At 37.2% G+C, this 25,884-nt stretch carries 22 protein-coding genes, 2 tRNA genes and 2 pseudogenes; 18 read left to right on the plus strand and 8 right to left on the minus strand.

All coding sequences use genetic code 11. The features are described from left to right. Positions 1-291: 291 nt before the first annotated feature. Together rpsI and rplM are read right to left on the minus strand one after the other, a co-directional pair. A complete protein-coding gene (gene rpsI, locus AC6ER8_RS04000) occupies positions 292-777 on the minus strand; it encodes a 30S ribosomal protein S9 (RefSeq protein ID WP_497079504.1) in 486 nt (161 codons plus the stop codon). A 2-nt stretch (positions 778-779) separates the two neighbouring features. After that, positions 780-1,244, minus strand: coding sequence for a 50S ribosomal protein L13 (gene rplM, locus AC6ER8_RS04005; protein WP_497074171.1), 465 nt, complete (start codon positions 1,242-1,244; stop codon positions 780-782). 217 nt (positions 1,245-1,461) lie between these two features. Between rplM and AC6ER8_RS04010 the strand changes: the two are divergent. Then, positions 1,462-1,533: pseudogene (locus tag AC6ER8_RS04010) on the plus strand (50S ribosomal protein L6); the annotation flags it as partial. A gap of 83 nt (positions 1,534-1,616) precedes the next feature. Beyond that, complete coding sequence (gene recJ / locus AC6ER8_RS04015) at positions 1,617-3,401, plus strand: single-stranded-DNA-specific exonuclease RecJ (protein ID WP_497079506.1); 1,785 nt, start codon at positions 1,617-1,619, stop codon at positions 3,399-3,401. A 9-nt stretch (positions 3,402-3,410) separates the two neighbouring features. Here the strand turns inward: recJ and parE are convergent. The 5 genes and pseudogenes from parE to AC6ER8_RS04040 all read right to left on the minus strand — a co-directional run bounded on the left by parE (position 3,411) and on the right by AC6ER8_RS04040 (position 8,780). Next, a pseudogene (gene parE, locus AC6ER8_RS04020) lies at positions 3,411-5,476 on the minus strand (DNA topoisomerase IV subunit B). A gap of 82 nt (positions 5,477-5,558) precedes the next feature. Then, positions 5,559-6,296 (minus strand): lipoyl(octanoyl) transferase LipB, encoded by a 738-nt coding sequence (gene lipB / locus AC6ER8_RS04025; RefSeq protein WP_497079508.1) that lies wholly within the window; start codon positions 6,294-6,296, stop codon positions 5,559-5,561. A 123-nt stretch (positions 6,297-6,419) separates the two neighbouring features. Further along, positions 6,420-7,271 (minus strand): TPM domain-containing protein, encoded by an 852-nt coding sequence (locus AC6ER8_RS04030; protein ID WP_497079510.1) that lies wholly within the window; start codon positions 7,269-7,271, stop codon positions 6,420-6,422. Further along, on the minus strand, positions 7,271-7,915 hold the full coding sequence (locus AC6ER8_RS04035) for a LemA family protein (protein ID WP_497079512.1): 645 nt from the start codon (positions 7,913-7,915) through the stop codon (positions 7,271-7,273). Before AC6ER8_RS04035 ends, AC6ER8_RS04030 begins: the two co-directional genes overlap by 1 nt. Positions 7,916-8,171: 256 nt before the next feature. After that, complete coding sequence (locus AC6ER8_RS04040) at positions 8,172-8,780, minus strand: fumarylacetoacetate hydrolase family protein (RefSeq protein WP_497079514.1); 609 nt, start codon at positions 8,778-8,780, stop codon at positions 8,172-8,174. A 691-nt stretch (positions 8,781-9,471) separates the two neighbouring features. Between AC6ER8_RS04040 and hutH the strand changes: the two genes are divergently transcribed. The 4 genes from hutH (at position 9,472) to AC6ER8_RS04060 (ending at position 14,681) form a co-directional block, all read left to right on the plus strand. After that, positions 9,472-11,007, plus strand: a complete 1,536-nt coding sequence (hutH, locus tag AC6ER8_RS04045) for a histidine ammonia-lyase (protein ID WP_497079516.1) — start codon at positions 9,472-9,474, stop codon at positions 11,005-11,007. 426 nt (positions 11,008-11,433) lie between these two features. Further along, entirely contained in the window at positions 11,434-11,796 is a 363-nt protein-coding gene (locus tag AC6ER8_RS04050) for a hypothetical protein (protein WP_497079518.1), read from the plus strand. Between the two features lie 466 nt (positions 11,797-12,262). Then, a complete protein-coding gene (locus AC6ER8_RS04055) occupies positions 12,263-13,660 on the plus strand; it encodes an amino acid permease (protein WP_497079520.1) in 1,398 nt (465 codons plus the stop codon). 865 nt (positions 13,661-14,525) lie between these two features. Next, positions 14,526-14,681 (plus strand): hypothetical protein, encoded by a 156-nt coding sequence (locus AC6ER8_RS04060; RefSeq protein WP_497079522.1) that lies wholly within the window; start codon positions 14,526-14,528, stop codon positions 14,679-14,681. An 834-nt stretch (positions 14,682-15,515) separates the two neighbouring features. Here AC6ER8_RS04060 and AC6ER8_RS04065 read toward each other — a convergent pair. Further along, positions 15,516-15,591, minus strand: a tRNA-Val gene (locus tag AC6ER8_RS04065). Positions 15,592-15,764: 173 nt separating this feature from the next. Here AC6ER8_RS04065 and AC6ER8_RS04070 point away from each other — a divergent pair. The 12 genes from AC6ER8_RS04070 (at position 15,765) to nuoK (ending at position 25,881) form a co-directional block, all read left to right on the plus strand. After that, a tRNA-Asp gene (locus AC6ER8_RS04070) sits at positions 15,765-15,841 on the plus strand. Between the two features lie 295 nt (positions 15,842-16,136). After that, positions 16,137-16,502 carry an NADH-quinone oxidoreductase subunit A gene (locus tag AC6ER8_RS04075; RefSeq protein WP_497079524.1) on the plus strand — a complete coding sequence of 122 codons (366 nt, stop codon included), beginning with the start codon at positions 16,137-16,139 and terminating at the stop codon, positions 16,500-16,502. After that, positions 16,493-17,074, plus strand: a complete 582-nt coding sequence (locus AC6ER8_RS04080) for a NuoB/complex I 20 kDa subunit family protein (RefSeq protein ID WP_497079526.1) — start codon at positions 16,493-16,495, stop codon at positions 17,072-17,074. The genes AC6ER8_RS04075 and AC6ER8_RS04080 overlap by 10 nt, the downstream gene beginning before the upstream one ends. Positions 17,075-17,091: 17 nt before the next feature. Further along, complete coding sequence (locus tag AC6ER8_RS04085; protein WP_497079593.1) at positions 17,092-17,700, plus strand: NADH-quinone oxidoreductase subunit C; 609 nt, start codon at positions 17,092-17,094, stop codon at positions 17,698-17,700. A gap of 118 nt (positions 17,701-17,818) precedes the next feature. Beyond that, entirely contained in the window at positions 17,819-19,009 is a 1,191-nt protein-coding gene (locus AC6ER8_RS04090; protein ID WP_497079528.1) for an NADH-quinone oxidoreductase subunit D, read from the plus strand. After that, on the plus strand, positions 19,009-19,680 hold the full coding sequence (gene nuoE, locus AC6ER8_RS04095; protein ID WP_497079530.1) for an NADH-quinone oxidoreductase subunit NuoE: 672 nt from the start codon (positions 19,009-19,011) through the stop codon (positions 19,678-19,680). The genes AC6ER8_RS04090 and nuoE overlap by 1 nt, the downstream gene beginning before the upstream one ends. A 146-nt stretch (positions 19,681-19,826) precedes the next feature. Next, positions 19,827-21,134 (plus strand): NADH-quinone oxidoreductase subunit NuoF, encoded by a 1,308-nt coding sequence (gene nuoF / locus AC6ER8_RS04100; RefSeq protein ID WP_497079532.1) that lies wholly within the window; start codon positions 19,827-19,829, stop codon positions 21,132-21,134. Between the two features lie 63 nt (positions 21,135-21,197). Next, on the plus strand, positions 21,198-23,267 hold the full coding sequence (nuoG, locus tag AC6ER8_RS04105) for an NADH-quinone oxidoreductase subunit NuoG (RefSeq protein ID WP_497079595.1): 2,070 nt from the start codon (positions 21,198-21,200) through the stop codon (positions 23,265-23,267). Positions 23,268-23,289: 22 nt separating this feature from the next. Further along, positions 23,290-24,336, plus strand: a complete 1,047-nt coding sequence (gene nuoH, locus AC6ER8_RS04110) for an NADH-quinone oxidoreductase subunit NuoH (RefSeq protein ID WP_497079597.1) — start codon at positions 23,290-23,292, stop codon at positions 24,334-24,336. Positions 24,337-24,350: 14 nt separating this feature from the next. Next, positions 24,351-24,842: an NADH-quinone oxidoreductase subunit NuoI gene (nuoI, locus tag AC6ER8_RS04115; RefSeq protein WP_120101470.1), complete on the plus strand. Its 492-nt coding sequence runs from the start codon at positions 24,351-24,353 to the stop codon at positions 24,840-24,842. Positions 24,843-24,937: 95 nt separating this feature from the next. Then, complete coding sequence (locus AC6ER8_RS04120; RefSeq protein ID WP_497079534.1) at positions 24,938-25,558, plus strand: NADH-quinone oxidoreductase subunit J; 621 nt, start codon at positions 24,938-24,940, stop codon at positions 25,556-25,558. Positions 25,559-25,572: 14 nt separating this feature from the next. Then, positions 25,573-25,881 carry an NADH-quinone oxidoreductase subunit NuoK gene (gene nuoK / locus AC6ER8_RS04125; protein ID WP_497079535.1) on the plus strand — a complete coding sequence of 103 codons (309 nt, stop codon included), beginning with the start codon at positions 25,573-25,575 and terminating at the stop codon, positions 25,879-25,881. Positions 25,882-25,884: the final 3 nt, after the last annotated feature.

A 25,884-nucleotide genomic window follows, 5' to 3' on the forward strand; every position in this document is an offset into this window, starting at 1 on the left:
CGAAGAGTCTATGAGATTGTTAAAGTTATAATATAAAACATTTCTATGCTTTAGCGCGTTGGTATATTTAGGTTACCAAAACAGGCTTTCAAAGTTGAAATGAAGTTTTGATTTTTTCAGTCTATTCTTCTTAGCTTTGTCTTAAGATAAGAAGTTTTTTACATTTTTGTTTTCTTGTCGTTGGTATAGTTTTTTCTACATTTATCTAAAAGTTTGTTTTAGCAAAAAGAAAAAAGCCCCGATAAAAACGGGGCTCTATATATTGCATAAAATATTGTACAAAAATCGAAATTAACGTTTTGAAAATTGGAAGGAACGACGCGCTTTTGCTTTACCGTACTTTTTACGTTCAACGACACGGCTATCGCGAGTAAGAAATCCACCTTTTTTCAAAATTGGGCGAAGTTCTGGTTCGTAATAAGTTAACGCTTTGGAAATACCATGGCGTACAGCACCAGCTTGTCCAGAAAGACCTCCACCTGCAACGGTTGCAATAATATCAAATTGGGTATCTCTATTTGTTGCAACAATTGGTTGACGAAGAATCATTCTTAAAACAGGGCGCGCAAAATATTTGTCAAATTCCTTGTTGTTAATGGTAATTTTTCCAGAACCTGGTTTAATCCATACACGAGCGACAGCATCTTTACGTTTTCCTGTTGCATAGGCACGCCCTTGTGAATCAAGCTTTTGCACATGGACAGGAGCGACATTTTCATGAGCTTCCACAGTATTTGTTACGACACTGAGCTCAGCAAGAGAATTAATTTCAGCCATAATCAAGCAATCCTTTTGTTTTTGCGGTTTAAAGCACTAACGTCAAGAGACTCGGGCTGCTGTGCTTCATGTGGATGTTGGTTTCCAGCATAAACACGGAGATTCTTCAATTGACGACGACCAAGGGGACCACGCGGAATCATGCGTTCTACAGCTTTTTCAACAACGCGTTCGGGAAAGCGTCCTTCAAGAAGTTGGCGTGCTGTACGTTCTTTGATTCCACCAATATAGCCGGTATGCCAATAATATTTTTTATCCGTATATTTTTTGCCGGTAAGAGCTATTTTATCAGCATTGATGATAATAACGTTGTCACCATCATCAACATGTGGTGTAAATGTAGCTTTATGTTTACCACGTAAGCGGTTTGCAACGAATGTGGCAAGACGACCTAAAACAAGGTTTTCTGCGTCAATAATAACCCATTTTTTTACCACTTCAGTTGGCTTTTGTGAAAAAGTTGCCATAGAAGTATCCTTTATTAAAGCCCTTGTACTATGAGGGCATTTTGATTGTTTGCGTTGAAAATTGTTATCACAGCGAAAATATTTAACGCGTCTTATCTGCTCTGATATAATGTCTTTCGTTTAACGTCAAGAGAAAATAAAAACTTTATAAAACAGTATTTTATAAGAGAGGTATTATAATACCTTATTGAAATAAGTTTATGAAGAATTCGGATAAGTTGCAGCGGAGATTCGCAAATATCGCAGACTTGAGCCTTATAAACATAAAGGTGTTAAGCATGCTGATTAAATTTAAAATGAATGTTGCAAAAGGTTATTTTATCTTTAACGTATGATTGTATTTTATCGATCTTCATTATAATATAAATAATAATGCAGTCGTCTCGTTATTTTCTCAATGTTGAATCTTCTGCTTGTGGTCAGGCTTGGTTAGATGCTCTTGATATTCAAGGGATCAATAACGCGCGCGCTATTGCTCAAAAGTTTGGTTTCCCAGATCAGTTAGCACGAGTCCTTTCAGCAAGAGATGTCGATGAAGCTGAGGCTGTTGCTTTTATTAATCCAACACTGCGCGCACTTATGCCTGATCCAGAAAGTTTTATCGATATGCAATGCGCAGCAGAGCGCATCGTAAAGGCTATTCTCAATCAAGAACAGGTTGCAGTTTTTGGTGATTATGATGTGGATGGTGCTTGTTCATCAGCACTTATAGCACGATTTTTTCGTTATTTTGGGCTTGAAGTCAAAATTTATATTCCTGATCGTATTGTTGAAGGTTATGGGCCGAATGAACAAGCAATGAGAATGCTTGTGGAAGAAGGTGCTCGTTTAATTATTACCGTTGATTGTGGGGCAAACAGTCCAGATGCCGTAAGAGCAGCAAGGCTTGCAGGTGCTGATGTTGTGATTTTAGATCATCATCAAATGTCAGAGGTTCATCAAGAAGCCGTTGCTCTTGTCAATCCTAATCGTCCTGATGATTTTTCTGGACAAGGGCATTTATGTGCAGCAGGCGTTGTCTTTATTACGTTAGCGTGGGTTCATCGTTTGCTGCGGAAAAAACAATTCAAAGGGGGGCTTCCTGAGCTTCTCAGTATGCTTGATCTTGTTGCTTTGGCAACCATATGTGATGTTGTTCCATTACAGGGGGTTAATCGCGCTTTTGTGGTAAAAGGACTTCAAGTTGCTCGTTCTATGCACAATCTAGGGATAGCGGCTTTAACAAAGGTAGCGCGGATAGGGGAGCCACTGAATAGTTTTCATTTAGGTTTTTTATTAGGTCCTAGAATTAATGCAGGAGGGCGTATTGGCGATCAAGCTTTAGGAGCGCGTTTGCTGAGCTGTGAGAGTAAAGATGAAGCGGACAAAATAGCAGAACAATTGGATCAGCTTAATCAAGAACGTCAAGAAATGGAGAATATTCAATTAGCACAAGCGGAATCTTATATTGCTTCTCTTTATCAAGATCAAAAAACACCGTTATCACTTGTCATTTCTCATCAAGAATGGCATCCGGGGATTATTGGTATTCTTGCATCTCGCCTCAAAGAGCGTTTTTTTTGTCCTGTTTTTGCTATTGCTTTGAAAGAAGATGGAAGGGGTGTGGGGTCGGGACGCTCAATTAATGGCATAGATTTAGGCGCACTCGTTCGTGAAGCCGTTACACTTAATTTATTAGAAAAAGGAGGGGGGCATGGTATGGCAGCAGGAATTACAATTCAATCAACAAAAATTGAAGCTTTTCAAAAATGGTTAGAAGATAAAGTTGCTGGAATGGTTTCACAATTACATGCAAAAAAGTCTCTTAGTATAGATGGTTCTCTTTCTGCTTCTGGTGTCAATCAAGAACTCTTTGAGTTGCTTGAAAAAGCGGGGCCTTTTGGGACTGGGAATACAACACCTGTTTTTGTTCTTCCTTCTCATCGATTAATGAATCTATCTGAAGTTGGTAAAGGACACCTTCGCCTCATTGTATCTAATGTGGAAGGCAAAAAACTACAAGGAATAGCTTTTCGTGCTGTCGGGACAGCACTTGGTGATTTTTTGTCGAGAAATATTGGGGAAATAATTCATTTAGCGGGTCATCTTAGTTTGAATTATTGGAATGGAACGATCAATCCGCAACTGCGCGTGATTGACGCTGCTGCAGTGGTTTAAGAAATATTCTTAAATGTCTAAATTAGAAGCAAAAGTAGAATTTTCTTGTATGAAACGAAATCGTGCCTCTGCTTTTGTTCCCATAAGACTTTCTACAGTTTTTTTTGTTTCTTGCATTTCCATGGTATCAATAGAAATACGCAGCAATGTACGCTTTTGAGGATGCATCGTCGTTTCTTTAAGTTGTTCTGCACGCATTTCACCCAGTCCTTTAAAACGCCCAATTTCAATTTTAGCTCTTCCTGTAAATTCAGTTTTGAGTAGTTCATCCTTGTGGATGTCATCGCGTGCATAAGCAACTTTTCCTCCTTGTGATATTCTATAAAGAGGAGGAACGGCAAGATATAAATGTCCTTGATGAATAAGGTCGGGCATCTCTTGAAAGAAGAAGGTAATGAGCAATGATGCGATATGAGCACCATCAACATCAGCATCTGTCATGATGATAATACGTTCATATCTGAGATCTTTTTCACGATATTTAGAGCGTGTTCCACATCCAAGAGCAAGAATAAGATCGCTAATTGTTTGGCTTGAGTTCATTTTTTCATGGGCCGCACTGGCGACATTGAGGATTTTACCACGAAGAGGTAAAATTGCTTGGTTTGCTCTATTTCTTGCTTGTTTGGCTGATCCTCCCGCAGAATCCCCTTCAACAATGAATAATTCAGCACCCGCAGCATGGTTTTGGCTACAATCTGCAAGTTTACCGGGTAGGCGTAATTTACGGACAGCCGTTTTTCGACTTATTTCTCTATCTTGACGTCGTTTAACGCGTTCTTCAGCACGTTCAATAACCCAATCAAGAAGCTTTGTTGCTTCTTGTGGGGAATTTGCCAACCAATGATCAAAAGGATCGCGGATTGCGTTTTCAACAAGACGCTGTGCTTCAATGGTTGCTAATCGATCTTTTGTTTGTCCAACAAATTCAGGATTACTGATAAAGACTGAAAGTATTGCGACTGTTGAAATCATAATATCGTCAGATGTAATGATGGTTGCGCGCTTATTTCCTATTAACTCAGCATAGGACTTCAATCCACGTAAAAGAGCTTGACGCAGTCCTATTTCGTGTGTTCCCCCTTCTCCGGTAGGAATAGTATTACAGTAAGATTGGATACAAGAATCCCCCCATGCCAAGCGATGGCCCATTCAACCGATCCATGGCCATTACTTTGTTGTGTTTTGCCAGAAAAAACCTCTGACGTTACGCGATATTCATCTTTTAGTGATGAAAGTAAATAATCTTTCAACCCATTGGGAAAATGAAAAACCGCTTTTTCAGGAATATTTTTTACACCTTCAAGTATGTCGGGATCACAAGTCCAGCGAATTTTTACACCGCCAAAAAGATAGGCTTTGGAGCGCGCCATCTTATAAATTTTTTCTGGATCAAAAGTTGCTTTTTCACCAAAAATTTCATGGTCAGGATGAAAACGAACACGCGTACCACGGCGATTATAAATATCCCCCAAATCTTCCAATTCAGATTGAGGGATCCCCCGTGAGAAGCGTTGTCGATAAAGTTTTCGTTCTCGTGCTACTTCGACTTCCATATCATCTGAAAGAGCATTGACGACAGAAATTCCTACGCCATGAAGTCCACCTGCGGTTTGATAAGCTTTTCCATCAAATTTTCCACCTGAGTGGAGTTGTGTCATAATAACTTCAAGAGTAGATTTGTCCGGCATTTGAGGATGATTTTCAACAGGAATACCGCGTCCATTATCTGTAACGGTTATATAACCGTTTCTCTCTAATGAAACCTCAATGGAGTCTGCATAACCTGCAACAGCTTCATCCATCGCATTATCAATAATTTCGGCAAATAAATGATGAAGTGCTTTACTGTCTGTTCCACCAATATACATTCCAGGGCGTAAACGTACAGGCTCTAACCCCTCAAGTACGCGAATAGAGAGAGCATTATACTCGTCTTCTTGCGTATTTTTTGCACTTTTTTTTGAAATCATTGCTTTTGATTTCGTTGGAGACTGCAGAGTACTTTCTTTTGTATTTACCCGAGATTGAGCTTTATTTAAAACACTAAAAAGATCCTTGTTGTTATCACTCATAGCGTTTAACTATCTACCTCATAAAATATAATCTTCATTAAAATAAGTTTTATGCCTGTTTTTTATTTAAAAATCAATGAACTTAGGAAACATCAATTGTTGGACCAAAAATTTTTTCAAAAGCTTGTTTGAGAGCAATATCAACATCATGCATTGTTACAGAACACCCTAAATCAAGAAGGCTGGTTACACCGTGGTTTGCAATTCCACAAGGAACAATTCCTGAATAATGCGCTAAATTAGGATTAACATTGATAGAAACGCCATGAAAACTTATCCATTTACGTACGCGAATACCAATAGCCGCAATTTTATCTTCGGAAGAAAGCTCTTTTTGTTTTGATGGATAATGAGACTGTCTAACCCAGACACCAACGCGATCTTCTCTGCGTTCCCCTTTAATATTAAAGTTTGCAAGCATCTGTATGATCCATTCTTCTATTGCACTAATGAAAGCACGGATGTCTTGTTTTCGACGTTTTAGATCGAGCATAATATAAGCAATACGCTGTCCTGGACCATGATATGTAAATTCACCTCCTCGCCCTGCTTCATATACAGGGAATAAATGAGGTGATAAAAGATCCTTTTTATCTGCACTCGTACCCGCCGTATAAAGGGAAGGGTGTTCAAGAAGCCAAACTTGTTCATGGGCAGTTTTTGCAAGAATTTTTTCTACACGTTCTTGCATATAATGCAGCGCTTCAGGATACTCGACCAAATGATCACTTATTTTCCATTCAACAGGTGGATTTCCTAAAATTGCATTAAAATGATGTGATAAGTGATTACGATCGCTATGTTTTAATTCAAATGTCATTGGCTATATTTATCTTAATGTTTTTAGTTTATATTATAACTTAAAAAATAACAAGAACGTAAGATTAAGAGACAATTGATAAGAAGTGCAATGAATTTTATTAAAAAAATTATTATATTTATTTTACCATTTTCCTGTTGCACCACCACCACCTGATGATCCACCGCCACCTCTAAAGCCTCCTCCTCCTGAATGTCCACCAAAGATTCCGCCATAGCCTCTACTGCTTGCATTTAAATTTAGAAACCAAGGTGTGAAGATAAACCCCATCCAAAGATATTTTCGTGGACCTACTTTTTTACCAAAAATCATGGCAAGAAGGGGTAAACCAAAGATGATAAAGAGAATGAGAAACATGATTGTATTTATAATCATTTCTTCTTTTTCAGCTTGTTTACGTTGTTCTTCAATAATTTTAGCTTTTTGATTGATTCGAAAAGAAAAGTCAGCATCACTTTGTGTGATCACTTTGATAATTGCATGAACCGCTTCAACAATTCCTTTTTGATAATTTCCTTCACGAAAATTAGGAATCATAAAGCTATTAATGATGACAGAGGAAATGGCATCTGTTAGTTCTCCCTCCAGACCATAGCCTACTTCAATACGTGCTTCACGTTCATTGGGGGCAATGACGATTAATACGCCGTTATTGATCTGTTTTTGACCTAACTTCCATGTACGAAAAAGGGAATTGCTGTATGTCTCTATATCATTGCCCGAAAGAGTAGGGAGGGTTACAAGAACAATTTGATCTCCTGTTTTTTTCTCGAGTGTTGTAAGCTTTTCCGTTAAATTTCTTTTTGTTGTATGATCGAGTAAATGAGCCATATCGTTGATATAGCCAGTTAAGGGAGGAAACTTCGTGTGCGCGTAAGTGACATCCCAAAATGAGATGATCAGATAGAGAATGCTCAAAGGGATCCATAAACGTAGAAAAATATGACGTTTTATGGAGTATTGAAATAACTTCATTAATTAAAATTAACCTTTGGTGTTTGTTGGTTCTCCGTATCGATGGTAAAAGTTGGCATAGGTTTAGCATCACGAAACCATAATTTAGCCCAAATCATTGTTGGCATTGTTTTGAGTGCTGTATTATAGGCCCGGACTGTTTCGATATAATCACGGCGTGCAACGGAGATACGATTTTCAGTTCCTTCTAGCTGTGATTGAAGAGCAAGAAAGTTCTGGTTTGCTTTAAGATCTGGATAGTTTTCGACAACTGCCATAAGCCGAGAAAGTGCACTTGATAAATTGGCTTGATTGTTGAGATATTGCTTTATTACTTCCGGATTATTCAACATATCAGCATTAATATTGACTTGCGTTGCTTTGGCACGCGCTTCAATGACATTTGTAAAAACAGCTTGTTCATGGGCTGCGTAAGCTTTAACTGTTTCCACGAGATTGGGAATGAGATCTGTACGGCGTTGATACTGATTGAGCACTTCACTCCATGCAGCTTGTGCTTTTTCTTCATTTGTTGGTATTGTATTAAATCCGCAGCCACTTAAAAATGGTATTAAAAACGCCAAGAAAAGAGCGATTGAAAATTGTCTTAACATTTTAATTGCAGGGTAAGAAAATACGGTTGAAGCAATTTGTAAATTAAACATAAAAATATCTCCACAGCTATCTTATGTATTATATAGGATATATCTTCTCAGTAAAAAGTATTTTAAAATTTTTTAATATAAACTCGTTGATAAAAAAATTATATTGCATACATTTTTAGTTTCTTACCGTCTTGCGTTGTTATAGAAATAATTGCGTTGTTATAGAAATGATAATGTTCTTCTTATAACTTATAAAAGTATATGTTTATCCTAAATAACAGAATGCAATAATAAGGTAAGGTTAGTATTTGGTGATTTATCTCACCTTTATTTCTGAAATTAATTGATCTTCGAGATATAATTCTATTTTATCGAATGGGGAAAGTTTACCCACGCCTTGTGGAGTGCCTGTATATATGATATCTCCACTCTTTAACTGAATGTAGTGACTTACAAATGATATTATTTTCTCAAAACTAAAGATCATATTTTTCGTATTGCCAAGTTGCCTTGTTTCACCGTTCAGCTTCATTTCAAAGGTTATTGGGTCATTTATTTTTTCTTTGTTTATGAAGTTAGAAACGTATGCGGCTCCTTTAAATCCTTTAGACAAAAGCCAAGGGAGCTTTTTTTCTTTTAATTTTGTTTGTAAATCTCTCGCGGTTAAATCAAGACCTATGGCTACGGCATCATAACATTTTTCAGCTTCTATCTCATCAGCCATAAAGGTGTCCTTTGAGATTCTAAGGACAATTTCAGTTTCGAAATGGATTTCTTTAGAAAAATTAGGGAGCTCAATTTGATTTCCTAAGATGAGTGAACTGTTAGGCTTGCTAAAGATAACGGGTTCATCTTCAACAATATTGCCAAGTTCATGAGCATGTTCTACATAATTGTATCCGACGCAATAAATACTATTAATCATAGGATAACCCCTAAACTTTCTTTTTCTTTGTACTGGAAAGATATAATTGTGTAAACAACATCTTTTCTCAATAGTTCAGAAGTAAGTTTTGATAGCATTCATTAATTTGGGCTATAGCTTTGAACATGCGTTTTTTGATTAAATGAGATAAGAAAGAATTTTATTCTTCGTGGGGGATCTCGAAGTGCATGTTATTCTAAAAAGAGGTGATGAGCCAAAGAAAAAGTGATAACACTTTAGGCTATAATCATTTAAGTATATTTAGTGAAGTCATTGGATGACTATCTATTTAAGTCCTTAGAGTTATCGAGGTTTTTTCCAAATGTATTTTCTATATATTTGAATATATTCAAATGAATGCTTTGTTTTATTTTTAATACTATCATATATCGTTTGATCTATGTGTAAGAAAATAGTTCTCATTGATTGAACATATACAGATTTAAACTAAGAGAATCTTCCGATATGCAGGTCTCTAATTCAAGATAAGAAACACTATATTATTATAAATCAATATATTTTCTATTTTTACAACTCACAGCCTTTGTTGTATTTGTCGTTAAATATTCTTTGGATATTGTAGGGAATGTTTTGTTAAAGTATTCCTATTTAAAGAGTTGTTATAGTTTGGGGTTTTATAGAAGAGGTAATAATGTTAGCATTATACTTTAATTAAAAAAGAAAGAAAATTATGACGATTATACTAAAACCGGGCGGGGTAACGCTTAGCGAACTTGAAGCTATTTATTTTAATGGTGAAATTAGTAAACTTTGTAATGATACGCATTCAGCTATCGAGAAAGGGGCACAGCGCATAGCTGAAATTGCTGCTGGAAGTGAGCCGGTGTACGGTATTAATACTGGTTTTGGGAAGTTAGCTTCCATTAAAATTGATGCGGACAAGGTCGCTGTTTTACAGAGAAATCTTATTTTGTCTCATTGTTGTGGGGTAGGAGATCCTCTCGCTAAAAATATTGTACGTTTGATGATGAGTTTAAAGCTTATCTCTTTAGGAAGAGGGGCTTCTGGGGTTCGTCTAGAATTGGTCAACTTGCTGGAAAATATGCTTGCAAAGGGCGTCATTCCTGTTATCCCAGAAAAAGGATCTGTTGGTGCTTCAGGTGATCTTGCTCCACTTGCTCATATGGCGGCTGTTATGATGGGAGAGGGAGAAGCGTTTTTTCAAGATGTTCGTATGAGTGGAGCTCTTGCGTTAGAGAAAGCGGGTTTGTCCCCTATTATTTTAGAAGCGAAGGAAGGTCTCGCTCTTATTAATGGGACACAGGCATCAACAGCACTTGCACTTGCTGGTCTTTTTCGAGCTTATCGGGCATTGTGTGGTGGATTGTTAGCAGGGGCTTTGACAACAGATGCTATCATGGGGTCAACAGCGCCATTTCATTCTGATATCCATATTTTACGAGGGCATTATGGGCAGATTGCCGTATCGAAAACATTAGAAGAGCTTGTAGGGGATTCAGAAATTCGTGCAGCACATTTACATGGTGATGAGCGTGTCCAAGATCCTTATTGTATACGTTGCCAGCCACAGGTTATGGGGGCATGTTTTGATATTTTGCTCGCGGCTGCAAAAACACTGATTATTGAAGCAAATGCTGTTACAGATAATCCGTTGATTTTAAGGAATGGTCAGGTTGTATCAGGGGGGAACTTTCATGCTGAGCCTGTAGCATTTGCTGCTGATCAGATTGCACTTGCTTTATGTGAAATAGGATCTATTTCTCAACGGCGTATTGCTCTTATGGTTGATCCAGCAGTTTCTTGTGGTCTTCCTGCTTTTTTAGCACACAATGCAGGTCTTAATTCAGGTTTTATGATTGCTGAAGTAACAGCAGCAGCTTTAATGTCTGAAAATAAGCAAATGGCTCATCCGGCTTCTGTTGATTCAACACCAACTTCAGCTAATCAAGAAGATCACGTTTCAATGGCTTGCCATGGCGCTCGTCGGCTGTTGGTAATGAGCGAAAACCTTTTTACAATTATTGGCATTGAAACGCTTATTGCTGCACAAGGAATTGAATATCGTTCTCCTTTAAAAACAAGTATTCTTTTGCAGTCTATTATGAAATGTTTACGCGAAAATATTGCGTCTCTTAAGGAAGATCGCTATATGGCACCAGATCTTCATCAAGCACATATACTTGTAAGTGAAGGGACTTTATTATCTGTTTTACCAGAAACAATTTTTCCCTCATTCAGTGTTTAATAATATTTTTTTAAGGCAATGAGGAAGGGCGGATATTGAATTTTGAAACTTCCTCATACAAAAATATAAAAGAGCAATACTATATTTGAATTATTTAATAATTTATGTATTTATTTATTGTATGTAGCTTCTGTTTCTAGCAAACTAGATATTTTATAGTGATCTGAAACTATTATTAAAAATTTACAAAAACTATAAAATTAAAGGTCCTATATTTTCTTAATTTTTATCAGAAATTTTAATATAAATTAAATAATAATTATAAATTATATAATTGTAATATTATACTTTTATAAGTATAAAATTACATTATAGTATTTATTTTTAAGTAAAAATAAAAAATGTATTTCATATTCCTCTTATTTGTTAATGATTTATGGGTTTTATATTTCATTTTTGATATTTTAAGTAAAAAAGGAGAAAGAAATGTTTAAAAGTGCTAGATTATGTGTTTTAATAACAATTCTTTTTTGTTTTTCACAAACTCTTGAGGTTCATGCAAATTTTAGAAGCGCTAGCTCTCCAGAGAAAATTTTTATTATGATCGTGGCTCAAGAGAAAGAGCCTTTTGTTATGGAAAAAAACAAAGGTTTCATTTCTATTTTAGGAAAAACTCCCAGAGACAAGGAGAGAGCGATTTTCGGACCAACAGTCAAAGATGCTATGTTTACCATATATTTTTTTTTCATTGGAAAGCTTGTCGTTAGGGCAGTTGGAGCCTTTAAAAGATGGGCTTTAGATACACTTTCTCATACTTTTGAAAATTGGCGAGATTCGCTTTATCACTGATTGAGCTATTTAATTAGCGTAAAAAATTTGTTTTATGGGCCCCAAGAGCATTTTCTTAAAATAACAAAAAAATTCATTGTATGCATAGTTAATGCACCGGTTGCGAATTTTTAGGCTTCTATTTCAATGCATCGAAATAGAAGCCTTAAGAGTTTATACTCTATGTAAAGCTAATTTTCTTTGTAAAAAACTAGAGAATACGAAATGAATTAAATGACAATTATAAAAAAATTCATTATCACGTTATTCCAATAAAATAATATGAAATTGCAAGCTTATAAAAGCTGAATGATTCACAATAAAATTATTTTTAAAATTATTTTTTCATTGTTTAGAGCAAAGTGTTGGACTGCTGGTTTACGATGTTTTTTGAAATATATTCGTGAAAGAAACATGAGGCTTTATTAATCATAAAGCTGTTATTGTGGTGTGGGTTTTGTAAGCCTTTCAATAAAGAAGGAAAAAAATGGCAATAAATGAACTGAAACGAGGGATGAGTAAGCGCCAAGTTATTTTTTTAGCTCTTGGTTCTGCTATTGGAACAGGCCTTTTTTATGGGTCAGCTCAGGCAATTAAGCTTGCCGGGCCCAGTGTTTTGATTGCCTATTGTATTGCTGGTTTAGCTATTTTTATGGTTATGCGGGCTTTAGGTGAGATGATACTCCATAATCCATTACCTGGTTCTTTTGCTCGTTATGCAGCAAATTATATATCGCCATTGGCAGGTTTCTTAACGGGATGGACATATGTATTTGAGATGATTCTTGTTGGTTTGGCTGATATTACAGCTTTTTCCACTTATATGGGCTTTTGGTATCCTGATGTTGCTCCTTGGGTATGGGCACTGAGTATTACATTAATCATCACCGCTATTAATTTAGCTGCTGTAGAAGTCTATGGTGAACTAGAGTTTTGGCTGTCTTCTATTAAAGTTATTGCTATCATTGCGATGATTATTTTAGGGATAGTCATTATTTTCTTAGGGTGGGGTGAAGGTACCGATTCTTCCACTGTTACGGTTCATAATTTATGGAACAATGGTGGTATTTTTCCTAATGGTTGGTTTGGTTTTTTAGCTTGCTTTAGTGTTGTTGTCTTTGCTTTTGGTGGTATAGAAATCATTGGCATGGCAGTCATGGAAGTTCAAAATCCTCATCAAACGATTTCAAAGGCAATTAATTCTACTCCAGTTCGTATTTTGCTTTTTTACGTTATGACGTTAGCTATTTTGATGTCTCTTTATCCTTGGAATGAGATTGGTCTTATGGATAGTCCTTTTGTATCCATTTTTGAAAATCTTGGGATTTCATATGCGGCAAATATTTTAAATATTGTTGTTGTTACAGCGGCTATTTCAGCAATGAATAGTGGAATGTACGGTGCTTGTCGTATGATACATGGTTTATCGCAGGAAGGTTATGCTTTAAAGAAGTTTCAATATTTATCAAAAAACGGTATACCAGTTTTTATTATTTTGATGATCTTTGTTATTTTTCTTCTTGGTGCTGTCCTTAATTATTTTTATCATGAAAAGCTTTTTTTTCTTATTGCAGCAATGGCAACATTTGCGACGGTTTTTGTTTGGATGATGATTCTACTTTCGCAAATTTTTATGCGAATTAAGATGCCTAAAGAAGCACAGCATGATTTAAAATTTCCAATTCCATTTTGGCCAATAGGATCGATTTTTTCTATTTTATTTATGGTCTTTATTTTTATTCTCTTATGGTATTTTGATGAGACGCGCCCTGTTTTAATTGTTGGTGTTAGTTGGATTTCTTGGCTTGTGGTTTGTTTCTATGCCCTTAAAATTTATCATTCAAAGAAGAAGCTAAAAATAAATAAAGATTACGCTGAAAAATAGCTGATGGCATAAAGGAAATAGGTGGTTGAGTGTTATTATCTAAGGATTGAATAAACTAGATCGAAGTGAATCTGCTCGTTATCATTTTTTTAGAAGTTTTTGTGAATTATTGCTTATGATAACGCCCTCATCATATAAATATTAGCTGCTGTTTGATGATGGCGGGTGCTCTCAATGAGGCGCTTCATGCTAAATGCCTAAAAATATCAATAGATTTTACTAGATACAAGATTATAGGGAAATATTTTTTTATTTATTAATGAAGTTCTATTTAATTAAATGGGTATTACAAGAATTATTTTATTGTTTAATTTATGTTTTTTTACCTACACTCAACTGAGCCGATAGCTTACGTTGTAAGGTTTTTTAAAAATTAATTTTTAAAATTTTGTTATTTAAAAAGTCGATAGCCTTAGAACAAAAAATTTTGTGGATGGTGCAACAGTAAAAAACGAGCAAGCTCAATACGGATATGTTAGAGGCATCTTGAATAGCCAATGAAGTCAAAGCAAAGGCAGAATCTGAAGTGTTTAGTAAAATAGGAAAAGAGTAAAGCTGTAGCAATAGAAAAGGTTACACAAGAATCTAAAGGTCGTTTAGATGATTAAAAACAATTAACCAATGGTGCGAAATTGATAGCGGAAGAGGTAAAGAAGGTTTCTAAAAAAAACTAAAAGAAGGCAGTACGGTTGGAAACAGTAAGCGGATGAAGTCCAAAAATTGCTAAGGAATCGAAAAATACAGCATATTTTACCAAACATGGATGCCGTAGTAAGCATCATGTAGTGATTATAAAGCGTGGAATAAAGCTCAAGATGCGAAGGGAGTAGAAAATAGCGCTAAGGTTAAAACAGGTTTAGCGGAAATGACAGAAAAAGAAACTGATAAAATAGTAGAGCAAGCCGATAATCAAGCCTATGAAACCGATATGATGCTAATCGAAAAAGTGATGTTGATGTGCACTTTGAACTCTCTGCTTGGATGCGTGGTAAATAAGCAAGTTTCTCATGTTGCTTGGTGACCCATTTATTGGAAAAATAAGACTTTATTATCGTTAACCCAAACCTAGCAAGAGAGATTTTAAAATATAATAAGAAAGGTGAACACTTGTGGGGATGGAAATATAATTAGAAAAAGAACGACAAAACAGACAAAATTTACAGAAGCAGAAAAAATGCTTTAAGAAATGATGTATACCTATCAAAAAATGTTACGCTTTATGAAAAGGAGTGAATTTTTATTGATTCTTGATTTTTCTCCTCTCATGAATGCAATAGGTAATGTTTTTGCATATTTAAAATAGTGGTTTTCAAAGAATTATATATTCCCAATCTTTTCTTAAAATCATTAAAAACAATTTAAAAAGAGGTTTTGATTCGTAATAATTGATGAAAACTTCAAAAGTATTTGTTAGATTCATGAGAATGTTTTTTTTACGCTTATTTGATATGGCTGAAACATTAGACGTATTTACAGCATTCTTGTCTTTTATAAGAATTAGCAAAAAATAAGTACTCGTTGATATGGGAAACAAGGTCGTGAAATGCTACTCTTCAAACCAAAAGATAGCATGCTTTTTAAGAAAAGAATCCGATTCTTTCTGCTGGAGTTTCACAATAAAAACTTCTGATTCATTTAGACGTGAAGTTGTTGGTATGTTTGTTAGAAACCTAGAGAAGTTTATAACATAACTGATAATTGGCTGAAATTATCAATATTAAAGAAATTCGGTAAAAGAACGATATGCTCCGCATAATAACTATCAAGGAATCCTATTCCCTTACGTTTATTAACGAATCCCTCACCTCTTAAAACATACATAAAATCAGCAAGTTAAATAAGAAGAAAAAACATATGGTGGGCGATGAGAGACTCGAACTCCCGACATCCTCGGTGTAAACGAGGCGCTCTACCAGCTGAGCTAATCGCCCAATATAATGATCAACAACTGAGTAGGACCTCTTTAAGGAAAAATTTTTCTAAACGCAAGAATAAAGATGGTATTTGATAATTTTTTTAAAAAATGCATAATCCTTCTTGACATAAACGAACGAACATTTTACACGACCGCTTGTACCAATAATGGATTGGTTCAAAAAAGTGCGCGGGTGTAGCTCAGTTGGTTAGAGTGCTGGCCTGTCACGCCGGAGGTCGCGGGTTCGAGCCCCGTCACTCGCGCCATTTTATATTTTCTGATGGAAATCACTTTTTAAGATATTCGTGTACCATGGGTTAGGTGTGGGGTATCTAATTTAGGGGGGAATATTTTTTCTTCCTTTTTATATGGTTTATAAGAATAGGACTTGCGTCTTTCTTTGCTCTGCGTTACCTATGCCGATAAGAAAAATATCGCTCTTTATGCCTTTTGAGCATTGTAAGTAAAATTAATAGAGCGATTATTAAATTTGTCTGTTTGAACTCGCAATGTCGAGTCGTTGTGTTAAACTCAGGCATTTTGTTACGATGGAAGAGGGTTATGGCTTATTTATTGAGCTCTTATTTGCCAGTTTTGATTTTTGTTATTGTGTCAGCGGTTATTACTGGGGTTTTGTTGATTATACCTTACATTGTAGCATATCGTTCCCCAGACCCTGAAAAGTTATCGGCTTATGAATGTGGGTTTAATTCATTTAGTGATGCACGCATGAAGTTTGATATTCGTTTCTATTTGGTATCAATTTTATTTATTATTTTTGATCTTGAAGTTGCTTTCCTTTTTCCTTGGGCTGTTTCATTCGAATCGATAGGTATGTTTGGCTTTTGGTCAATGATTATGTTTTTGGCAATTTTGACCATTGGATTTATATATGAATGGAAAAAAGGAGCTCTTGAATGGAATTAAGATCTAATAATTCAACAATTATGGCTCCAAAACCAAAAGGAATCATTGATCCCAGTACTGGTAAATTAATAGGATCAGATGATCAGTTTTTTCGTGATATTAATGCGGAATTATCAGATAAAGGTTTTTTAGTTACTTCGGCAGATGCTTTGATTACTTGGGCACGTACCGGCTCTTTAATGTGGATGAGTTTTGGTTTGGCTTGTTGTGCTATTGAAATGATGCAATGCTCAATGCCGCATTATGATAATGAGCGTTTTGGATATGCCCCACGAGCTTCACCCCGTCAGTCAGATGTGATGGTGGTGGCAGGTACTCTAACAAATAAGATGGCACCTGCTTTAAGAAAAGTGTATGATCAGATGCCAGAGCCACGTTATGTCATTTCTATGGGATCATGTGCAAACGGTGGAGGATATTATCATTATTCCTATTCAGTGGTGCGTGGATGTGATCGGATTGTTCCTGTCGATATCTATGTTCCAGGGTGTCCACCTACTGCAGAGGCCTTATTATACGGCATATTGTTGTTACAGAAAAAAATCCGTCGTACCGGATCTATAGAGCGATAGAGAGTTTTCTTATCATGATGAATGAAGCATTGGCTGAGCTTGCTGCTTATTTGAAAAATAAGTTAGGAAATAAGCTTGAAGAGACCGTTCTTGCTTTTGGTGAATTGACCATTGTGGTACGTCTTGATGCAATTACTGATGTCTTAATGTTTGTTCGTGATGATTCTCGCTGTCAGTTTATTAATCTTACAGATATTAGTGGTGTGGATTATCCTTCTCGCGATAAGCGTTTTGATGTTTCTTACCAATTATTGTCTCCTCGTGAGAATTTACGCTTACGTGTTAAAGTTCGTACGGATGAGAATACGCCTGTTGCTTCAGCTTGTACGGTTTATCCTGGTGCAGAGTGGTATGAACGTGAAACTTATGATATGTACGGAATTTTATTTTCTGGTCATCCAGATTTGAGACGGATTTTAACAGATTATGGGTTTGAAGGGTATCCTTTACGTAAAGACTTTCCTGTGACAGGGTTTGTTGAATGTCGTTATGATAATGAAGCAAAGAGGGTGATTTATGAGCCCGTTGTTTTGCGCCAAGAAATGCGTAATTTTGATTTTCTTTCTCCTTGGGAAGGAGGGCAATATGCTTTGCCTCGCGATGGAAAAGCCGATGGAGAAAAATAAGATTGGTTTTGATAAGGTGTTATATTAGAGTCGTTTATTTCTTAAATAATTATTTTTTTAGTGTGATAGATTTCTTTGATATTTGATATGAAGTTTTTAAGAAAGCAAGGGGTTGATTGTGGCTGAAGTCAATGTTCGAAACTTTAATATCAATTTTGGTCCGCAGCATCCTGCAGCGCATGGCGTTTTGCGCATGGTTTTAGAGTTGGACGGTGAAGTTGTTGAGCGTGTAGATCCACATATTGGGTTATTACATCGTGGTACAGAAAAGTTAATGGAAACAAAGACTTATCTTCAGGCAGGTCCTTATCTAGATCGTTTAGATTATGTTGCTCCTATGAATCAAGAGCATGCTTTTGTTCTTGCAATTGAAAAGTTATTAGATATTGAAATTCCTAAAAGAGGGCAATTAATACGTGTTTTGTTTTCTGAAATTGGGCGTATTCTTAATCATTTGCTTAATGTAACGACACAGGCGATGGATGTGGGTGCTTTGACTCCACCGCTTTGGGGATTTGAGCAACGTGAAAGATTGATGATTTTTTATGAGCGTGCTTGTGGCGCTCGTCTTCATGCAAATTATTTTCGTCCCGGTGGCGTACACCAAGACTTACCGGAATCTTTAGTTGAGGATATTGGTAATTTTATTGATCCGTTTCTTGTTTCTCTTGAAAAACTTGATGCGCTTGTGACGCCAAATCGGATTTTTAAGCAGCGTAATGTGGATATCGGTGTTGTCAGTATCGACGAAGCTTGGGCACGTGGTTTTTCTGGGGTTATGATCCGTGGCGCTGGTGTGCCATGGGATTTGCGTAAAAGTCAGCCTTATGAATGTTACGATGAAATGGAATTTGATATTCCTATAGGTAAAAATAGTGATTGTTATGATCGCTATCTTATTCGTATGGAAGAAATGCGTCAATCAGCGAAAATTATGCGTCAATGTGTAGAACGACTACTTGGTCGTGAAAAGAATGGTCCTGTTTCGAGTTTGGATCGCAAAATTGTACCACCAAAGCGGAGCGAGATGAAAAGCTCAATGGAGGCACTGATTCATCACTTTAAACTCTATACGGAAGGCTTTCATACGCCTCCTGGAGAAGTATATGTTGCAGTGGAAGCGCCAAAGGGTGAGTTTGGTGTTTATCTTGTTTCTGATGGAACCAATAAACCTTATCGCGTTAAGTTGCGTGCTCCTGGGTTTGCTCATCTCCAAGCCATGGATTTTTTAACCCGTGGCCATATGTTGGCAGATGCTACAGCTATTTTGGGTTCGATTGATATTGTTTTTGGGGAGGTTGATCGCTAATGTCCGTACGCCGTCTTGCCGATGATGTTTATCAGCCCGCAGAGTTTTCTTTTACAAAGGAAAATCAGATATGGGTGAAAAATACCATAAAAAAATATCCTGTAGGGCGTGAACAATCGGCTGTTATTCCGTTATTAATGCGTGCACAAGAGCAAGATGGTTGGGTGACGCGTGCGGCCATTGAGCATATCGCTCAAATTCTTTCTATGGCGTATATCCGAGTCTTAGAGGTTGCTACTTTTTATACTCAGTTTCAGCTTAAACCTGTAGGAACAAAAGCGCATATTCAAGTGTGTGGTACGACTCCTTGTATGTTACGTGGTTCTGAGGAATTGATTAAAGTTTGTCAGAAAAAAATTCATCATGAACCTTTTACGACCAATCAGGATGGAACCTTATCATGGGAAGAGGTGGAGTGTCTTGGTGCTTGTGTTAATGCTCCTATGGTCATGATTTTTAAAGATACTTATGAAGATCTTACAGCGGAACGCCTTGAAGAGATTATTGATGCATTTGAGGCAGGAAAAGGTTCTGAAATAGCGGTTGGTCCACAAAACAGTCGTCAATCGTCGGAGCCAATTAGTGGTTTAACATCTCTGCTTGAGGATGAAGAAAAAAGCAAATCGCCTAAGTCTTCAAAGAAAAAGAATCATAAGGGAGTGGAATCTTAGTTAAATATTTTTTTGAAAAGATATTTCATTATTTTATCCATATTCTAATGACATTTGATTTAAAATAGAAAGTTTTAAGAAGTTTTTTTAAATTGCATTTGAGGAAAAGCTAAAATGCTACGGGCAATAGAAAAAAAAGGTGGGGTATGCTAGCTGATAAGGACCGTATCTTCACCAATATTTATGGTTTAAAAGACAAATCATTAAAGGCTGCAATGTTGCGTGGGCATTGGAATGGTCTGAAAGAGATTATTGATAAAGGTCGTGATTGGATCATTGATGAGGTCAAAGCATCGGGTTTGCGCGGTCGTGGTGGTGCTGGTTTTCCTACCGGAATGAAGTGGTCTTTTATGCCAAAGCAGAGTGATGGTCGTCCTCATTATTTGGTTGTAAATGCTGATGAATCAGAGCCTGGAACATGTAAAGACCGTGATATTTTACGTCATGACCCCCATACTTTGATTGAAGGATGTGTCATTGCTACTTTTGCTATGGGAGCTAATGTCGCTTTTATTTATATTCGTGGTGAATATATTCGTGAGCGTGAAGCACTTCAAGCAGCTGTGGATGAATGTTATGAAGCAGGTTTGCTTGGCAAAAAAACGAAATATGGTCATGCTTGTGATATTATTATTCATCATGGGGCCGGTGCTTATATTTGTGGTGAAGAAACAGCACTTCTCGAAAGTCTTGAAGGAAAAAAAGGGCAACCTCGTCTCAAACCGCCATTTCCTGCAAATATGGGCATTTATGGTTGTCCAACAACAGTCAACAATGTGGAGTCTATAGCGGTTGTTCCAACGATTTTACGTCGTGGGGCTTCGTGGTTTTCGTCTATTGGGCGTACAAATAATGTCGGAACGAAGTTGTTTATGGTTTCTGGGCATGTGAATGCCCCTTGTACCTTTGAAGAAGCTCTTGGTGTTTCTTTCCGTGAATTGATTGAAAAACATACAGGGGGTATTCGTGGTGGATGGAATAATCTTTTAGCTGTTATTCCAGGGGGGGCTTCTTGTCCGGTTGTTCGTGGTGAGGATATGGTTGATGCGATCATGGACTTTGATGGAATGCGCGATGTCGGATCTTCTTTTGGTACTGGTGGTGTGATTGTTATGGATAAATCAACTGATATTATCAAAGCAATTTGGCGTATAGCGGCTTTTTTCAAACATGAAAGTTGTGGTCAATGTACGCCGTGTCGTGAAGGTACAGGATGGATGATGCGTCTTTTAGGGCGCATGGTTGAGGGAAGAGCACAAAAACGTGAGATTGATCTTTTGTTTGAAGTTTCTAAACAAGTTGAAGGGCATACGATTTGCGCACTTGGTGATGCAGCAGCATGGCCGATACAGGGATTGATCCGTAATTTTCGTCCAGAAATTGAGCGTAGAATTGATGAATATACGCGAAATGTTGTTCAAAGAAAGAATATTGCTTTGGAAGCCGTAGGATAGAGTTTTTTTTTAAGAGCAACTGAATGCAAACTTTAAGTGGATTGTCCGCAGGTTGGATGGGTGATGATAAATATCAAAGTTGATGGTAAAGAGATTGAAGTCCCTGATTACTATACGTTGCTTCAGGCAGCGGAGGCCGCTGGTGCTGAAATTCCGCGTTTTTGTTTTCATGAAACTTTGTCAATTGCTGGAAATTGTCGTATGTGCTTGGTTGAGGTCAAAGGTGGTCCTCCAAAACCTCAGGCTTCTTGTGCTATGGGGGTTCGTGATTTACGATTGGGGCCTAATGGTGAAGCACCGGAAATTTTTACCAATACCGAGATGGTAAAAAAAGCCCGTGAGGGTGTGATGGAGTTTCTTCTCATCAATCATCCTTTGGATTGTCCTGTTTGTGATCAAGGGGGCGAATGCGATCTTCAAGATCAAGCCATGCTCTATGGGCGAGATTGTTCTCGTTATACGGAGAATAAGCGTGCTGTAGAAGATAAATATATTGGGCCTCTTGTTAAAACGGTAATGACACGGTGTATTCATTGCACACGTTGTGTTCGTTTTACAACGGAAGTGGCCGGTATTTCTGAGCTTGGTTTGATCGGTCGTGGTGAAGATGCTGAAATTACAACATATCTTGAAAAAGCGATGACATCTGAATTACAGGGCAATGTCATTGATCTTTGTCCTGTGGGGGCTTTAACTTCAAAACCTTATGCGTTTCATGCCCGTCCTTGGGAATTGGTTAAAACAGAATCGATTGATGTGATGGATGCGCTTGGCAGTGCTATTCGTATTGATAGTCGCGGCCGTGAAGTTATGCGGATTATGCCGCGTACAAATGACGATGTAAATGAGGAATGGATTTCTGATAAAACCCGTTTTATTTGGGATGGATTACGGACTCAGCGGCTTGATAGACCCTATATCCGTAAAGACGGAAAGCTTCAACCTGCCAGTTGGACAGAGGCTTTTGCGAAAATTAAAATGATGACCTCTAAGGTTTTGCCAGAAAAAATTGGAGCTATTGCTGGGGATCTTGCTTCTGTTGAAGAAATGTATGCCCTTAAAACGTTACTGATCTCATTGGGTTCAAAGCTTTTTGATTGTCGTCAAAGAGGGGGGGCTTTATCGCCTGAATTTGGGCGTTCGAGTTATATTTTTAATCCTACAATTGCGGGGATTGAACAGGCTGATGCCCTCCTTATTGTAGGCTCTAATCCGCGCCATGAAGCTGCTGTTTTAAATGCGCGCATTTTAAAGCGCCAACGGATGGGAAATTTTCCTATCGCGCTTATTGGAGAGAAAGTCGATTTACGTTATCCTTATTCTTATCTTGGATCTGGGAGTGATGCATTAAATACACTTATTTGTGGAGAGGATGCTTTTTATAATGCTTTAAAGGACGCAAAGAGGCCTCTCATTCTTATCGGAGAGGGGGCGATTTGCGGAAATGAAGGGTTATCTGTTTTAAAAAGCCTTGCTAAATTAGCGGACAATATTGGTGCTCTTAGCGAAGAATGGAATGGATTTGGCATCCTTCATAATGCAGCCTCAATCGTTGGAGGGTTGGACATAGGTTTTACTTCTCAGTTTGGGGTTGAAAATATTCTTAAAACCTGTGAGGTTTTATTTTTGCTTGGTGCTGATGAGGTGGAATTAGCCAATACAAAAGCTTTTAAAGTTTATATTGGGAGCCATGGTGATAATGGTGCGCATGCTGCTGATGTTATTTTGCCTGCATCGGCCTATACTGAAAAGTCAGGGCTTTATGTCAATACAGAAGGGCGTGTTCAAATGACCAATCGGGCTGGTTTTGCTCCAGGTGAAGCAAAAGAAGATTGGGCCATTTTGCGTGCCTTATCGGATGTTTTAGAACAAAGGCTTCCCTTTGATTCTCTTTCTCAATTAAGGCAATGTTTGTTTAATGAGTATCCACACTTTGATGCTGTTGATGATATCATGCCTTCTGATATAAGTGATCTTAAGGTGCTTGGTTCAAAAATGGTTTCCCTAGAAAGTCAAATATTTACTTCTATGGTTAAAGACTTTTATTTAACAAATCCGATAGCGCGTGCTTCTGCCGTTATGGCTGAATGTTCATCTCTGGCAAAAAGCCGTGCTATAGAAGCTGTAGAGTAAGGGCAAAGGAAAAGGAATAATGATGTATGATTTCTTTATAACTTGGTTGTTGCCATTACTCGTTATCGTTGGGAAGACACTTCTTCTTTTAGTTGTTCTCTTAGTATTGATTGCCTATCTCCTCTATGCAGATAGAAAGATTTGGGCTGCTGTGCAATTGCGGCGTGGTCCCAATGTTGTTGGGCCATGGGGATTGCTACAATCTTTTGCAGACTTAATTAAATTTGTTTTGAAGGAGCCTATTATCCCTGCTGGTGCCAATAAAGGGGTTTTTCTTTTGGCTCCTTTTGTTTCAGCAACACTGGCTTTATCAACGTGGGCTGTTATTCCTGTCAATGAAGGTTGGGAGGTTGCGAAGATTAATGTTGGCTTGCTTTACATCTTAGCCATTTCATCTCTTGAAGTTTATGGGGTTATTATGGGGGGATGGGCATCAAATTCAAAATATCCTTTTTTAGGGGCTCTTCGTTCAGCGGCACAAATGGTTTCTTACGAAGTTTCTATTGGTTTTGTGCTTGTGACCGTCATTTTAGTAAGTGGATCACTGGATCTCACAACAATTGTTTTGAAACAAAGTCATGGGCTTGGTACAACTCTTGGTCTTCCTTTTAACAGTTTTCTCGATTGGAATTGGCTTGTTCTTTTTCCAATGTTTATTATATTTTTTGTTTCTGCGCTTGCAGAGACCAATCGTCCCCCTTTTGATTTAGTCGAAGCAGAATCTGAACTTGTTGCTGGTCACATGGTTGAATATTCTTCAACGCCTTATATGCTCTTTTTTCTTGGTGAGTATGTTGCTATTGTTTTAATGTGTGCTTTGACAACCATTTTATTTTTAGGCGGTTGGCTTCCTCCCCTAGATGTTTGGTGGCTTAATTGGGTTCCTGGTATCATTTGGTTTGTTTTAAAAGTCTGTTTTGTATTTTTTTGGTTTGCTATGGTCAAAGCATTTGTTCCACGCTATCGCTATGATCAACTCATGCGGCTTGGTTGGAAGGTTTTTCTTCCTCTCTCACTCGCAATGGTTGTGATAACTGCAGCTTTTTTAAAGTTTACAAATTTCGTTTAAGAGGAGATTTTACGATGTCAGGTTTTATTCAGGCGGCAAAGTCACTTCTTTTATTGGAGTTTGTGAGTGCTTTTTTTCTAGCTATGCGTCAATTTTTTTCGCCAAAGCCTACGATTAATTATCCTTATGAAAAAGGATTTGTTTCTCAACGGTTTCGTGGTGAGCATGCACTGCGTCGCTATCCAAATGGTGAAGAGCGCTGTATTGCGTGTAAATTATGTGAAGCAATTTGCCCCGCACAAGCGATAACAATTGAGGCTGGACCGCGACGGAATGATGGAACACGGAGAACTGTTCGTTATGATATCGATATGGTTAAGTGTATTTACTGCGGTTTTTGTCAAGAAGCTTGTCCCGTAGAGGCTATTGTTGAAGGCCCAAACTTTGAATTTGCAACAGAAACGCGTGAAGAACTCTATTATGATAAAGAAAAGCTTTTAATGAATGGAGATCGTTGGGAGCGAGAAATTGCTCGAAATATATTGATAGATGCGCCTTATCGTTAAGTGTATCGTTAATGAGGTGTCGGATAATTTTCCGATAAATTGTAATCTGGTATGAAAATTTTATACCAATCGTTTGAATAATTAAGGAGAAGCCTATGCTAACAGATCTAGCGGTGGCATTTTTCTATTTGTTTTCTTTTATTATGCTCATAAGTGCAGTGATTGTTATTACAGCACGCAATCCTGTGCATTCTGTTTTGTTTTTAATTCTTGCATTTTTTAATGCCGCGGCTTTATTTTTGCTTGCAGGAGCAGAGTTTTTAGGGCTTATTCTACTTGTTGTTTATGTTGGAGCGGTTGCTGTTTTATTTTTATTTGTCGTTATGATGCTGGATGTCGATTTTGCTGAGTTAAGGAGCGGTGCTCTTCGATATGCGCCTATTGGAGCTCTTATCGGCATTATTATCGCTGTAGAATTGATTGTTGTTTTTGTGAGCAGCCATTTTTCTCCAGCCTTGAGAACGCATGTGATGCAACCAATGCCCGATTTAGTGCAACGAACAAATACACAAGCATTAGGTGACGTTCTTTATACGGATTATGTTTTTTATTTTCAAATTGCTGGAATAATTTTATTGGTTGCAATGATTGGTGCTATTGTTTTAACACTTCGTCATAAATCGGGAGTTAAGAGACAGTCTATTGCAGAACAAGTTTCTAGAACGGTAGAAAGTGCCATTGAAATCAAGCAGGTTGAATCAGGTAAAGGTATTTAAGGGGGGCTATGGATATGTATATTGATATTACGCATTATCTTATCGTTTCTGCTTTGATGTTTACAATTGGTATTGCTGGAATTTTTCTCAACAGAAAAAATGTGATTATTATTTTGATGTCTATTGAGCTTATATTACTCTCTGTTAATATCAATTTTGTTGCATTTTCAGCATTTCTTCATGATCTCGTTGGTCAAATATTCGCTTTATTTGTCTTAACCGTTGCAGCTGCTGAAGCTGCTATTGGTTTAGCAATTCTTGTCGTTTTCTTCCGTAATCGTGGTTCTATTGCGGTTGAAGATGTTAATGTAATGAAAGGCTAACCA

Source organism: Bartonella sp. SL320, assembly GCF_059687635.1.

What these genes read in the sequence shown, in the direction of transcription:
- lipB (WP_497079508.1), bottom strand. Translation starts at nt 6,296, where the DNA reads ATGACATTTGAATTAAAACATAGCGATCGTAATCACTTATCACATCAT.
- AC6ER8_RS04120 (WP_497079534.1), top strand. Translation starts at nt 24,938, where the DNA reads ATGCTAACAGATCTAGCGGTGGCATTTTTCTATTTGTTTTCTTTTATT.
- nuoH (WP_497079597.1), top strand. Translation starts at nt 23,290, where the DNA reads ATGTATGATTTCTTTATAACTTGGTTGTTGCCATTACTCGTTATCGTT.
- nuoE (WP_497079530.1), top strand. Translation starts at nt 19,009, where the DNA reads ATGTCCGTACGCCGTCTTGCCGATGATGTTTATCAGCCCGCAGAGTTT.
- nuoK (WP_497079535.1), top strand. Translation starts at nt 25,573, where the DNA reads ATGTATATTGATATTACGCATTATCTTATCGTTTCTGCTTTGATGTTT.
- AC6ER8_RS04050 (WP_497079518.1), top strand. Translation starts at nt 11,434, where the DNA reads ATGTTTAAAAGTGCTAGATTATGTGTTTTAATAACAATTCTTTTTTGT.
- AC6ER8_RS04060 (WP_497079522.1), top strand. Translation starts at nt 14,526, where the DNA reads ATGACAGAAAAAGAAACTGATAAAATAGTAGAGCAAGCCGATAATCAA.
- AC6ER8_RS04030 (WP_497079510.1), bottom strand. Translation starts at nt 7,271, where the DNA reads ATGAAGTTATTTCAATACTCCATAAAACGTCATATTTTTCTACGTTTA.
- recJ (WP_497079506.1), top strand. Translation starts at nt 1,617, where the DNA reads ATGCAGTCGTCTCGTTATTTTCTCAATGTTGAATCTTCTGCTTGTGGT.
- hutH (WP_497079516.1), top strand. Translation starts at nt 9,472, where the DNA reads ATGACGATTATACTAAAACCGGGCGGGGTAACGCTTAGCGAACTTGAA.
- nuoF (WP_497079532.1), top strand. Translation starts at nt 19,827, where the DNA reads ATGCTAGCTGATAAGGACCGTATCTTCACCAATATTTATGGTTTAAAA.
- AC6ER8_RS04040 (WP_497079514.1), bottom strand. Translation starts at nt 8,780, where the DNA reads ATGATTAATAGTATTTATTGCGTCGGATACAATTATGTAGAACATGCT.
- AC6ER8_RS04085 (WP_497079593.1), top strand. Translation starts at nt 17,092, where the DNA reads ATGAATGAAGCATTGGCTGAGCTTGCTGCTTATTTGAAAAATAAGTTA.
- rpsI (WP_497079504.1), bottom strand. Translation starts at nt 777, where the DNA reads ATGGCTGAAATTAATTCTCTTGCTGAGCTCAGTGTCGTAACAAATACT.
- AC6ER8_RS04075 (WP_497079524.1), top strand. Translation starts at nt 16,137, where the DNA reads ATGGCTTATTTATTGAGCTCTTATTTGCCAGTTTTGATTTTTGTTATT.
- rplM (WP_497074171.1), bottom strand. Translation starts at nt 1,244, where the DNA reads ATGGCAACTTTTTCACAAAAGCCAACTGAAGTGGTAAAAAAATGGGTT.
- AC6ER8_RS04035 (WP_497079512.1), bottom strand. Translation starts at nt 7,915, where the DNA reads ATGTTTAATTTACAAATTGCTTCAACCGTATTTTCTTACCCTGCAATT.
- nuoG (WP_497079595.1), top strand. Translation starts at nt 21,198, where the DNA reads ATGATAAATATCAAAGTTGATGGTAAAGAGATTGAAGTCCCTGATTAC.
- nuoI (WP_120101470.1), top strand. Translation starts at nt 24,351, where the DNA reads ATGTCAGGTTTTATTCAGGCGGCAAAGTCACTTCTTTTATTGGAGTTT.
- AC6ER8_RS04080 (WP_497079526.1), top strand. Translation starts at nt 16,493, where the DNA reads ATGGAATTAAGATCTAATAATTCAACAATTATGGCTCCAAAACCAAAA.
- AC6ER8_RS04055 (WP_497079520.1), top strand. Translation starts at nt 12,263, where the DNA reads ATGGCAATAAATGAACTGAAACGAGGGATGAGTAAGCGCCAAGTTATT.